At 72.8% G+C, this 11,351-nt stretch carries 10 protein-coding genes; 5 read left to right on the top strand and 5 right to left on the bottom strand.

All coding sequences use genetic code 11. The features are described from left to right. Window positions 1-433: 433 nt before the first annotated feature. The gene (locus ACIQIB_RS36455; protein WP_363607426.1) at window positions 434-1,648 is read left to right on the top strand and encodes a pyridoxal phosphate-dependent aminotransferase; all 1,215 of its coding nucleotides are present in this window, start codon (window positions 434-436) and stop codon (window positions 1,646-1,648) included. A gap of 179 nt (window positions 1,649-1,827) precedes the next feature. Here the strand turns inward: ACIQIB_RS36455 and ACIQIB_RS36450 are convergent, their stop codons facing one another. Next, window positions 1,828-3,669, bottom strand: a complete 1,842-nt coding sequence (locus ACIQIB_RS36450; protein WP_400659167.1) for a phosphoenolpyruvate carboxykinase (GTP) — start codon at window positions 3,667-3,669, stop codon at window positions 1,828-1,830. A gap of 275 nt (window positions 3,670-3,944) precedes the next feature. On the opposite strand from ACIQIB_RS36450, the gene ACIQIB_RS36445 reads away from it, so the two are divergent. Beyond that, window positions 3,945-4,610 (top strand): hemolysin III family protein, encoded by a 666-nt coding sequence (locus ACIQIB_RS36445; RefSeq protein ID WP_363607424.1) that lies wholly within the window; start codon window positions 3,945-3,947, stop codon window positions 4,608-4,610. Here ACIQIB_RS36445 and ACIQIB_RS36440 read toward each other — a convergent pair. Continuing rightward, a complete protein-coding gene (locus tag ACIQIB_RS36440; protein WP_363607423.1) occupies window positions 4,581-5,072 on the bottom strand; it encodes a hypothetical protein in 492 nt (163 codons plus the stop codon). The two genes, ACIQIB_RS36445 and ACIQIB_RS36440, sit on opposite strands and share 30 nt — an antisense overlap. A gap of 306 nt (window positions 5,073-5,378) precedes the next feature. Between ACIQIB_RS36440 and ACIQIB_RS36435 the strand changes: the two genes are divergently transcribed. After that, complete coding sequence (locus ACIQIB_RS36435) at window positions 5,379-6,977, top strand: MFS transporter (RefSeq protein WP_400763324.1); 1,599 nt, start codon at window positions 5,379-5,381, stop codon at window positions 6,975-6,977. Between the two features lie 8 nt (window positions 6,978-6,985). Then, window positions 6,986-7,642: a TetR family transcriptional regulator gene (locus ACIQIB_RS36430; protein ID WP_363607421.1), complete on the top strand. Its 657-nt coding sequence runs from the start codon at window positions 6,986-6,988 to the stop codon at window positions 7,640-7,642. A 74-nt stretch (window positions 7,643-7,716) separates the two neighbouring features. Here ACIQIB_RS36430 and ACIQIB_RS36425 read toward each other — a convergent pair whose 3' ends face one another. Next, entirely contained in the window at window positions 7,717-8,565 is an 849-nt protein-coding gene (locus ACIQIB_RS36425; RefSeq protein ID WP_400763322.1) for a hypothetical protein, read from the bottom strand. Between the two features lie 9 nt (window positions 8,566-8,574). Beyond that, the gene (locus tag ACIQIB_RS36420; protein WP_363607481.1) at window positions 8,575-9,168 is read right to left on the bottom strand and encodes a papain-like cysteine protease family protein; all 594 of its coding nucleotides are present in this window, start codon (window positions 9,166-9,168) and stop codon (window positions 8,575-8,577) included. Window positions 9,169-9,484: 316 nt separating this feature from the next. Here ACIQIB_RS36420 and ACIQIB_RS36415 point away from each other — a divergent pair, with 316 nt between their 5' ends. Further along, a complete protein-coding gene (locus ACIQIB_RS36415; protein ID WP_400763319.1) occupies window positions 9,485-10,417 on the top strand; it encodes a hypothetical protein in 933 nt (310 codons plus the stop codon). Window positions 10,418-10,456: 39 nt separating this feature from the next. Here the strand turns inward: ACIQIB_RS36415 and ACIQIB_RS36410 are convergent, their stop codons facing one another. Continuing rightward, window positions 10,457-11,317 carry a GNAT family N-acetyltransferase gene (locus ACIQIB_RS36410; protein ID WP_400763317.1) on the bottom strand — a complete coding sequence of 287 codons (861 nt, stop codon included), beginning with the start codon at window positions 11,315-11,317 and terminating at the stop codon, window positions 10,457-10,459. Window positions 11,318-11,351 lie beyond the last annotated feature (34 nt).

Below are 11,351 nucleotides of genomic sequence, written 5' to 3'. Positions count from 1 at the left end.
CCGGCCCACCCCCCCCCCCCCCCGGGCTGCGAGCCCGGCCCGCCCCCTCGCGCTCCCCGCCGGTCGGACACCCCGGGCCCGGGGTGTCCGACCGGCGTCCGTCCACGTCCGGTCGGCGCGGCGAACGCCGACTCAGGGCGCCGCACCGACCACATCATCCACGGGGAGGCCACCGCGGCACCGCGGCCCGGCCGGGAAAGTCCGCCCCGCCCGCGCGGCCGGGGGCGCCCGAAGCGGTGTGCCCTCCGTCTCGTCCCGCACGGCTTTCCGCCCGGCTTCCTCGCCTACGGCACTCTCCCGGGCGGCCCGGCCCCGGTTTGGAAGGCCCGTCGGCCACCCCGGCCTGCCGATCGAAGGAGGGCTCCCGGGGTCCTTCGATCGCGTCCCGGGACACGGCCCGACCAGCGCCGTTCTGCCCCTAAAGTAAGCAGGCATGCAGGTCATCCAGTCCAGCAAGCTCGCCAACGTCTGCTACGACATCCGCGGCCCGGTGCTCGACGAGGCGATGCGGTTGGAGGAGCAGGGCCACCGCATCCTGAAGCTCAACACCGGCAACCCCGCCGTGTTCGGCTTCGAGGCGCCCCCCGAGATCCTCCAGGACATCCTGCGCAACCTGGCGTCCGCGCACGGGTACGGCGACTCCAAGGGTCTGCTGTCCGCCCGCCGCGCCGTGGTGATGCACTACGAGGAGCGCGGCCTGCACGGGCTCGGCGTCGAGGACGTCTTCCTCGGCAACGGCGTCTCCGAGCTGATCCAGCTGGCCATGACCGCGCTGCTGGACGACGGCGACGAGGTGCTCGTCCCGGCCCCGGACTACCCGCTCTGGACGGCCTCCGTCTCGCTGGCCGGCGGCACCGCCGTGCACTACCGCTGCGACGAGCAGTCCGAGTGGTACCCGGACCTCGCCGACATCGAGGCCAGGGTCACCGACCGGACCAGGGCGATCGTGGTGATCAACCCGAACAACCCGACCGGCGCGGTCTACCCGCGCGAGGTGCTGGAGGGCATCGTCGAGATCGCCCGCCGGCACCAGCTGGTGGTCTACGCGGACGAGATCTACGACAAGATCCTCTACGACGACGCCGAGCACATCCCGCTGGCCACCCTGGCGCCGGACCTCTTCTGCGTCACCTTCAACGGCCTGTCCAAGGCGTACCGGGTGGCGGGTTTCCGCTCCGGCTGGATGGTGCTCTCCGGCGAACGCCAGCGTGCCCACAGCTATATCGAGGGCCTGACGGTGCTCGCCTCGATGCGGCTCTGCGCCAACATGCCCGCCCAGCACGCGGTGGCCGCGGCGCTCGGCGGCCGGCAGTCGGTCAAGGACCTCGTCCTGCCCGGCGGGCGGCTGCTGGAGTCCCGGGACGCCGCCTACCGGCTGCTGAACGACATCCCGGGCGTCAGCTGCGTCAAGCCGAAGGGCGCGCTGTACGCCTTCCCCCGGCTCGACCCGAAGGTCTACAAGATCAAGGACGACGCCCAGATGGTGCTGGACCTGCTGCGCGCCCAGCGGATCCTGCTGGTCCAGGGCACCGGCTTCAACTGGCCCGAGCCCGACCACTTCCGGCTGGTCACCCTCCCCCGCGCCGAGGAGATCACCGACGCCGTCACCCGGATCGGCGACTTCCTCAGCGGCTACACCCAGCCGTGACCGGCCCTTGATCGACACGTACCCCGGACGGCCGCGGGCTCCGGGCGCTCCGCCGCCCGGTGACCCGGTGTCTCCGCCCCGCACTCGCGCCGGAGCCCCGGCCGGACGGCCTCCGCTCGTGCGGGAGGGCCGTCCGGCCGGGGCTCCGGCCGTACTGTCCGATCGGTTCGGCGCCCGGCTCAGCCGAGGCGCTTCACCAGGGCGCGGTACTCGTCCCACAGCTCGGTGGGCGTGTGGTCGCCGAAGAGCTCCAGGTGGGCCGGGACGAGCGCGGCCTCCTGGCGCCAGATGTCGGCGTCCACGGTGAAGAGCAGATCGCGGTCGGCCTCGGAGAGGTCCAGGCCGGACAGGTCGAAGCCGTCCACGGTCGGCAGCACGCCGATCGGGGTCTCGACGCCCTCGCCGGTGCCCTCCAGGCGCTCGACGATCCACTTCAGCACGCGGCTGTTCTCGCCGTAACCCGGCCAGACGAACTTGCCCGCGGAGTTCTTGCGGAACCAGTTCACGTAGTAGATCTTCGGCAGCTTGGCGGCGTCCGCCCGGGCGCCGACCTTCAGCCAGTGGGCGAAGTAGTCGCCCATGTTGTAGCCGCAGAACGGCAGCATCGCGAACGGGTCGCGGCGCAGCTCGCCGACGGTGCCCTCGGCGGCGGCGGTCTTCTCGGAGGCGATGTTGGCGCCCAGGAAGACGCCGTGCTGCCAGTCGAAGGACTCCGTCACCAGCGGGACGGCGGTGGCGCGGCGGCCACCGAACAGGATGGCCGAGATCGGCACACCCGCCGGGTCCTCCCACTCGGGGGCGATGGTCGGGCACTGCGCGGCCGGGACGGCGAAGCGCGCGTTCGGGTGGGCGGCCGGGGTGCCGGACTCCGGCGTCCAGTCGTTGCCGCGCCAGTCGGTGAGGTGCGCCGGGGGCTCCTCGGTGAGGCCCTCCCACCACACGTCGCCGTCGTCGGTGAGGGCGACGTTGGTGTAGACGGTGTTGCCCCAGAGCGTCTCGATGGCGTTGGCGTTGGTGTCCACGCCGGTGCCGGGGGCGACGCCGAAGAAGCCGGCCTCGGGGTTGATGGCGTACAGCCGCCCGTCGGCGCCGAAGCGCATCCAGGCGATGTCGTCGCCGATCGTCTCGACCTTCCAGCCCGGGATGGTCGGCTGGAGCATGGCGAGGTTGGTCTTGCCGCAGGCGGACGGGAAGGCGGCCGCGACGTACTTGGGCTCGGCGGTGCCCGCGGGGCCGGCTGGCGGGGTGAGCTTGAGGACGAGCATGTGCTCGGCCAGCCAGCCCTCGTCGCGGGCCATCGTCGAGGCGATGCGCAGCGCGTAGCACTTCTTGCCGAGCAGGGCGTTGCCGCCGTAGCCGGAGCCGAAGGACCAGATCTCCTTGGTCTCCGGGAAGTGCGAGATGTACTTGGTGCTGTTGCACGGCCACGGCACGTCCGCCTGGCCCTCGGCCAGCGGGGCGCCGACGGTGTGCACGGCCCGGACGAAGTCGCCGTCCTCGCCCAGCTGGTCGAGCACCGCCTGGCCCATGCGGGTCATCACCCGCATCGACACGGCGACGTAGGCGGAGTCGGTGATCTCGACGCCGTACGCGGCCAGCGGGGAGCCGACCGGGCCCATCGAGAAGGGCACGACGTACATCGTGCGGCCCTTCATCGCGCCGCGGAACAGCCCGTCGGTGCCCTGGAAGACCTCCCGCATCTCGGCGGGGGCCTTCCAGTTGTTGGTCGGACCGGCGTCCTTCTCCTGCTCGGAGCAGATGTAGGTGCGGTCCTCGACGCGCGCCACGTCCGTGGGGTCCGAGGCGGCGTAGTAGGAGTTGGGGCGCTTCTCCTCGTTGAGCTTCCGGAAGGTGCCCTGAGCCACCAGCAGGTCCGCGAGGCGCTGGTTCTCCTCTTCGGAACCGTCGCACCACTCGATGCGGTCAGGCTGGGTGAGCTCCGCGATCTCGCTCACCCAGGCCAGCAGACGCGTGTGGCTGGTGGGCGCGGATGCGCTGAGAGCAGAGTTCTCGTACGACACGATCGCTCCGTTTCACGCCATCTCGGCAGAGAGACGGCGTAGCGGGGGTTTGAGGGTGCTTGCAGCGTAGCTCCGGCCCCAAGCCCCGACTGCGGCGCAGCGGTGAAATTGACTCACCTTTTACTCCATTAAGTATGATTACTTATGGGTAAACACGCGCTTCCGTCCCAGCCCCGGCGCGCGACCCGTCGCTCCGAACACTCCAAAACGTCCAAGAGTGACGATCGCCACTACCTACGCGCGAGTAACCTACGGATCCGTAGGTAACGGGTAGCATGCTGCCCATGACTGCTGAGCTCCACGAGAGCAAGCCGAAGTGGCGCGGCTGGCTGCACGCCGGGATGTTCCCCGCCACGGTCGCCGCCGGGATCGTACTGATCTGCCTGGCCGACTCCACCCCCGCCAAGATCGCCTGCGCGATCTACTCGGTCAGCGCCTGGCTGCTGTTCGGGGTGAGCGCCGTCTACCACCGGTTCACCTGGGGTCCGCGCGGTGACGCCGTCCTGCGCCGGCTCGACCACGCGAACATCTTCCTGATCATCGCGGGCACCTACACCCCGTTCACCATCCTGCTGCTGCACGGCGCCGCGCAGCAGGTGCTGCTCTGGGTGGCCTGGGGCGGCGCGCTGGCGGGCATCGCGTTCCGGGTGTTCTGGGTCGGCGCACCACGCTGGCTGTACACACCGGTGTACATCGCGCTGGGCTGGGCCGCCGCGTTCTTCCTGCCGGACTTCCTGCGCACCGGCGGCGTCGCCGTCATGGTGCTGATGATCGTCGGCGGGGTGCTCTACAGCATCGGCGGTGTGGTGTACGGGCTCAAGCGGCCCAACCCGTCACCGCGCTGGTTCGGCTTCCACGAGGTGTTCCACGCCTTCACCCTCGGGGCCTTCATCGTGCAGTACGTCGGCGTCTCACTGGTGGCGTACAGCGCGGCCGGCTGAACCCGGCACCCCGTCACGGGCGGTCGACCGGTCCAGCGACCGGGCGGCCGCCCGTTCCGCCGTCCAGTCCGGGGCGGGGCGCTCCCGACCGAAGCGCTCCGGGGCCGGGCGGTCGCGGAACGGGCGCTCGGGCACAGGGCGCCCGGGCACGGAGCGCTGGGGGGCGGAGCGCTCACGGGAGCGCGCCTGCCGGGCGTCCAGCGCCTCGCGGGCCCGGCGGCAGCGCTCGCAGTGCGCGGCGTCCGGGGTGCCCCCGGCCGGGCGGTGTCCGCGCGGCACGGCCGGCCGGCGCAACGCCTGCCAGCGCCGGGCGACGTACACCATCAGCAGCAGCACCTCGACCCCCGCGACCATCAGTACCAGCGCGGCGCCGTTGATCAGATAGGCCGCGACCACGGCCAGCGCTGACATCACGACCACCGCCGCGCCCAGGACCTGGACGCTCGACTCCTTGTCGGCCATTCGCCTTCCCCTTCCTGCGCCGGGCTCGTGGTCGGCTCCTGCCGCCCCACCCCTTCTCCGCTCTCGGCACGCGTCGGTCCGCACTGACCGATTGCCACATCCTATCTACCGACAGTCACCCGCCACCGCCCCGAAGCGGCGAACGACAGATCAACGTTGCGTCAATTCCGTGTGCGGAACCCGCACTTCCAGGACACATGACAGAGCGTATCCGGGCGGCCACCTGCCGGACATATTGACTGTCGGCATCTTTTAGGAGTTACTGTCATTTGACAGGGACTTCCCCACAGTCTCCCGGAGGTTGCCGTGCCCGCCGCACCCGACTCCCCCGCACCCGAGCCCCCCGAGCCCCCCGGGGCCGCGACGGCACCCGACCCCCGGCGCTGGCTCGCGCTGGTCGCCGTCGCGCTGAGCGTCCTGGTGATCAGCTTCGACATGACGATCCTCAACGTCGCCCTGCCCACCCTGGCCTCCCAGCTACAGGCCACCACCGGGCAGCAGCAGTGGATCGTCGACTCCTACACCGTGGTCTTCGCCGCCGTGATGCTCCCGGCCGGGCTGGTCGGCGACCGGTTCGGCCGCCGCCGTACCCTCACCGTCGGCCTCGCCCTCTTCGGCCTCGCCTCCGCCGTCGGCATGCTCGCCGACAGCCCCGGCACGCTGGTCGCCGCCCGCGCCGCGATGGGCCTGGCCGGCGCCCTGGTCATGCCGATGTCCATGGCCGTGATCCCCGGACTGTTCCCGGCGGGCGAGCAGCGCCGCGCCACCGCGATCCTGGCCGCCGCGCTCGCCCTGGGTACCCCGCTCGGCCCACTGCTCGGCGGCTTCCTGCTCCAGCACTTCTGGTGGGGCGCGATCTTCGTGATCAACATCCCGCTGACCGTGATCGGCATCGTCGCCTGCCTGCTCCTGCTCCCGGAGACCCGCAACCCCACCGCGCCCAGGATCGACCTGCTCGCCACCCTGCTCGGCGCGGGCGGCCTCTCCGCACTCACCTACGGCATCATCGAGGGCCCCGACCGCGGCTGGGCCGACCCGCTGGTGCTCGGCGTGATCGGCGGCGCCGTGGCCGCCCTCACCCTGCTGGTGCTGCGCAGCCGCCACCAGCGCGACCCGATGCTCGACCTCTCGCTGCTCGCCGACCCGACCTTCCGCTGGTCGGCGGTGGGCGCCACGCTGGTCTCGGTCGTCCTGTTCGGCGCCTTCTTCGTCCTGCCGCTCTACTTCCAGAGCGTGCTCGGCGCCGACGCCTTCGGCACCGGCCTGCGGCTGATGCCGATGATGCTCGGCCTGATGGTGGCCGCCAAGGCCGGCGACCGGCTGGTCACCCGGATCGGCCCCCGCGCGGTCATCACCTTCGGACTGGCCGCGCTGGCGGCCGCCCTGCTGCTCGGCAGCCGCACCCGGGTCTCCGACGGCTACGGCCTGGCGGCGGTCTGGCTCACCCTGCTCGGCCTCGGCATGGGGCTGTCACTCATCACCGCGCAGGCCTCCGCCCTGCTCACGCTGCCTCCCGGCCGGGCCGGCGTCGGCTCCGGGCTGCTGCAGACGCTCCGCCAGGTGGGCGGCGCGATCGGGGTGGCGGTCTTCGGCAGCCTGCTGGCCGACTCCTACCGGGGCGCGCTGGACACCGCCGGCCTCCCCGCCGAGGCGGCGGACCGGGCCGGGCAGTCGGTGATCGCCGCCGACGGCATCGCCGGAGCCACCGGGAACCCCGCGCTGGCCGCCTCCGCGCACGCCGCCTACGTCCACGGCATGGCGCTGGTGCTGCTGGTCGCCGGGGCGGTCGCGGTGCTGTCGGCGGTGCTCGTCGGGCTGCGGATGCCCACCGCCGAACCGCGCGGAGCGGCCGGGCCGGGACCGGAGCAGGAGCCGACGACGGTACCTGCCGGCGATCACGGATAATCGAAGGTATGAGCGCACCCCGGTCGACAACGGCGCATCCGGCAGGCCCGGCCAACCCGGTCCAGGCGATGCTGGAAGCGCCGCTGTCGCTGCGCGAACGCAAGAAGCTGAAGACCCGCCAGGCGATCCGCCGGGAGGCCTACCGGCTGATCGCCGAGCAGGGGTACGAGAACACGACCGTCGACCAGATCGCGGCCGCGGCCGAGGTCTCGCCGTCCACCTTCTTCCGGTACTTCGCCACCAAGGAGGACCTCGTCCTCTCCGACGAGTACGACCCTGCGATGATCACCGCGCTGCTGGCCCGGCCCGCCGACGAACCGTTCCTCCGCTCCTGCCGGGAGGCCGTCATCGGCCTGCTCCGCGAACTGCTCCAGCACGAACGCGAGGAACTGCTCACCCGGATGCGGCTGGTCGGCGAAGTCCCCGCGCTGCGCGCCCGGATGATCGACACCGCCAACGACCCGCAGCGGCTCTACCTCGACGTGCTGACCCGGCGGGCCGGCGTCGACCAGCCGACCCTGGACATGCGGATCACCGCCGCCGCCCTCGGCGCCGCCACCACCGAGGCGGTGCTGCACTGGGCCGAGGGCCGCGGCGAGCAGGACATCGTCGACCTGGTCGACCACACCTTCGCCGTACTGGAACGGGGCTTCGCCGGCCTGTAGCGGGGAACGGACCCGCACCCGCGGCAACGGGACCCGGCCGCATCCCGGGCCCCGCCGTCCTCCGCGCGGCCGCCCTACCCTCGCCGGGCGCCCGCCCGCCGCCGCAGGACGACACCCGCGCCCGCGAGCGCGGTGACGCCCAGGGCCGCGGCCGCCGTGACGGCGGGCAGCGCGGTGCCGCCACCCTCCGCCTCCGTGGCGGTGGCACCGGGCTGGTAGCCACCGCCCTTCCCGGCCCGGTCGTACGCCGAGCCGGGCAGCTTGTCCCCGTACCGCTGCTGGACCAGCTTCTGGTAGGCCGCCAGGCCCACCCCCGCCGTGCCCACCGAGCGCCGCGCCTCGTCGTCCAGCGGCAGTACCCGGCCGTCGCGCAGCACGTACCAGGCGTTCAGCTGCGGCTCCCGGAAGGCCGTACCGCCACCGCCGGCCGCCGCCTTCGCCGCGTAGTCGCCCTCGTCGCCGCCGGAGGCGATGTTGACCACCCGCCAGCCGTCGCCCTGCTTGACCGCCCAGACCGAGGCGACCTGGCCGTCCGCCGAGACGGCCCGGCTGGCGGTGAACTCGGCCTTCGCCACCGGTGCGCCCGGGGTACCGGACACGAAGGCCGCGTCCAGCGTGTACACCGGCACGGTCTCACCCGACAGCCGTGGGGCGGCCGCGCTCGCCGCCCGTGCCTCCTCGGCCGCGCCGATGGTCAGCTGCTGGGTCGGCGGCACGCCCTTGCGGGCGAAGAAGTGGCCCAACTGGTCGAGGACGGCCGGGCTCTGGGCCGCGCCACGGGCCTGCGCCAGCTCGGCGGCGGTGACCGGGACGGGGGCGCCCGCCGGACCGTCCGCGTGCGCGGCCGGGGTGACGGCCAGGCCGAGGCCGGCGGCGAGCAGGACGGTGACGGCGGCCCGGCGGGCCTTGCTGAGGTCAGTCATGATCGCCCCTCACGCGCCGATCCGGTACAGGGAGTGGGTCCAGGAGAACGTGCCGTTGGACACGTAGTAGTTGTAGTCCGCCCAGTTGTAGCGGTTGTTGGACGGCCAAGGGTCGCCCCAGTAGACCCAGTTGTTGCCGGCGTCGTAGCCGTACAGCACGTGCATGTGGCCGCCGCCGGAGCTCCACTGGATCCGGGTCTCCACCGGACGGTCGGCGTTCACCTCGGTCTGCACCGTGCTGTAGCGCAGATAACCGGTGACGTACGAACCGGGGTTGATGCCGGCCCAGCTCAGGCCGTTCTGCACATCGCCCAGCGTGGCCTGGCTGTTGGGGCAGCTGGAGTTGGCCGAGCGGCCGAACGCGGCGTTGCAGAACTGGTTCTGGCTGTAGGTGTGGCCGAACCAGGTGGCGATGGTGTTGCCGCTCGCCGCCCAGCACCAGTTGGTCTGCTGTTGCTGCTGCATGGTGATGTTGAGCTTCTTGTACGTGCCGGCCGCGTCGAGCGTGCTGCCCGGCGCCGCGGCCGGACGGACCTGGGCGGGCGCGGCGGGCGCCGCCTGGGCGGGGGTGGTCACCGCGACGCCGAGCGCCGGGCCGATCATTCCGAGCGCGAGCACCGAGACCGCGCGGCGCAGCCGTATCCGTGGAACTGGCATGGGGGGATGCCTCCTTGCACAGGCAGAGGAGTCGAGGGGGTGGGTGTGCGGTCCGGATCGCGCCCCGAGCATCGCGCCGTTGACAGAGCCAGGTCAACGGCCGTCCCGCCGGCCGGGCCCGGGTGTGAACGGCCCCGCGCGGATGTGAACACCGCCCCGAAAACCCCCGTGCGGCAGGCCCCGACCGGTGACAAACCGCCCTTCACATGTGAATATTCACGACCAACCGGGCCGGCCCGCACCCGCCCACGAGGAGGCAGTCATGCAGCGCGGCGACCAGTCCGACCTCACCACCGCCCTGCGCACCGGCCCGTTCCACCTCGCCCTGCGCACCGCCATCACCGCCCGCGGCCTCACCCTGCACCGGGTCCGCCGGCACCTCGCACTGCGCGGTGTGCACGTCGGGGTCACCAGCCTCAGCTACTGGCAGCAGGGCCGCCGCCGCCCCGAACGTGCCGAGTCGCTGCGGGCCGTGGCCGCGCTGGAGGAGGTCCTGGAACTCCCCGAGCACTCGCTCACCCGGCTGCTCGGCCCCCGCCGGGCCACCCCCGCCGGCCCCGCGGGCCCGCCCGTCCTCCCCTACCGGGACCTCATCACCCCGGCCACCGCCGTCGACGACCTGCTCGCCACCATCGCGAGCCCGCGCGACACCGGCCTGCACACCATCGCCCACATCGAACGCGTCCGGATCGGCGCCGACCGCCGGATGCTCCGCCGCGACTCCCAGCACGCGCTGCGCGCCCACCGCGACGGCATCGACCGCTATCTCGCCATCTACCAGGGCGATCCGGGCGGCGACATCACCCGGGTCGACGTCCGGGCCGAGGAGAACTGCCGCCCCGGCCGGGTCCGCCGCGACCAGGCCCACGACCTGCTGGTCGCCGAGCTCCTCCTCGACCACCGGCTGCGCGCCGGCGACACCCGGCTGCTCGGCTACGGCTTCGACGACGCGCCGTCACCGGCCCCCAGCCGCGAATACGTCCGCGGCTTCAACTCCGGCGCCGGCCAGTACGTCCTCCAGGTCACCTTCCACCCCGCCGCCCTGCCGGTCCGCTGCCACCGCTTCGCCCTCCACTCCCCCGGCGAAAAGCCCTACGAGAGCGAGGAGTTGACCCTGGACGGCCACCGCTGCGTCCATCTGGTGGCCTCCGCGGTCCGGCCGTGCCTGCTGGGGATCGGCTGGGACTGGGAGTAGGGCTTGTCCGGCACTTCGCGCCGCATCGGCGCGCGGCCGTCAGCGCCGGAAGTCCAGCGCCAGGCAGTCCTCCACCGGCCGGTAACCGATCTTCTGGTAGATCGAGTTGCTGGTCGGGTTGGCCAGGTCGGTGTAGAGCAGCACCTCCGACGCGCCCCGCGCCCGCGCGTACGCCGACGCCGCCGCCGTGATGCCGCTGGCGTAGCCGTGGCCGCGGCGCTCGGGCGGGGTGTAGACCGGGCCGATCCGGGACATCCCGACGATCACCGGGCTGTTGCCGGCCATCGCGACCGGGTGGCCGCCGTCCTCCCAGAGGTGCAGGAGGCCCGCGGCCACCCGCTCGTCCACGCTGCGCGGAACGCCGGGCAGCTGCACCCCGACCTCGAGCAGGAACGCCTCGTACCAGGCGATCAGCAGCTCCCGGTCGGCCGGCGCCGCCACCCGGTGGCGGCCTGCGGGCGGGCGCGGCGGTTCGGTCAACTCGCCGAGCCGGTAGAGGCGTTCGCTGGACCGGACGGATTCGGCGGCCCCGGTGGCGGCCTGCCAGGCGGCGGCGAACGCCCGCACCGCCGACTCGCCGCCGGCCACCCCGTCGACCTCGGTGAAGCCGGCCCCGGCCGCGGCCAGTTCGGTCGCGAGCCCGGCCGCCGCCTCGTCGGGCATCACCCCGAGGCGCGGGCTGAACGGGGGCGTCCGCAGAAAGGCGCCCTCGACCGGGCCGCCCGGCTCACGGCTCCACCACCCGAAGACCGGCGGACGCTCCCCGAAGACGTCCAGCCCGTGCTCGGCCAGCCGGTGCACGACCGTGAGCAGCACGGTGTTCTCCACCGGACGGGCATCGAGGAAGCCGCCGGCCCCGGCGCGGAAGTCGTCCAGCGAGGTGGTCAAGGTCCAGGTCATGGCAGAGTCTCCCACCCCGGTCACGTCGGACACC

The organism is Kitasatospora sp. NPDC092286, from assembly GCF_044755565.1.
Taxonomy (GTDB): domain Bacteria; phylum Actinomycetota; class Actinomycetes; order Streptomycetales; family Streptomycetaceae; genus Kitasatospora.
The sequence above is the reverse complement of the archived record's forward strand: the minus strand, read 5'-3'. Positions and strand labels throughout refer to the sequence as shown.

Coding starts and splice junctions, on each gene's coding strand:
- ACIQIB_RS36455 (WP_363607426.1), top strand. CDS start 434: ATGCAGGTCATCCAGTCCAGCAAGCTCGCCAACGTCTGCTACGACATC.
- ACIQIB_RS36445 (WP_363607424.1), top strand. CDS start 3,945: ATGCTGCCCATGACTGCTGAGCTCCACGAGAGCAAGCCGAAGTGGCGC.
- ACIQIB_RS36440 (WP_363607423.1), bottom strand. CDS start 5,072: ATGGCCGACAAGGAGTCGAGCGTCCAGGTCCTGGGCGCGGCGGTGGTC.
- ACIQIB_RS36430 (WP_363607421.1), top strand. CDS start 6,986: ATGAGCGCACCCCGGTCGACAACGGCGCATCCGGCAGGCCCGGCCAAC.
- ACIQIB_RS36425 (WP_400763322.1), bottom strand. CDS start 8,565: ATGACTGACCTCAGCAAGGCCCGCCGGGCCGCCGTCACCGTCCTGCTC.
- ACIQIB_RS36420 (WP_363607481.1), bottom strand. CDS start 9,168: ATGATCGGCCCGGCGCTCGGCGTCGCGGTGACCACCCCCGCCCAGGCG.
- ACIQIB_RS36415 (WP_400763319.1), top strand. CDS start 9,485: ATGCAGCGCGGCGACCAGTCCGACCTCACCACCGCCCTGCGCACCGGC.
- ACIQIB_RS36410 (WP_400763317.1), bottom strand. CDS start 11,317: ATGACCTGGACCTTGACCACCTCGCTGGACGACTTCCGCGCCGGGGCC.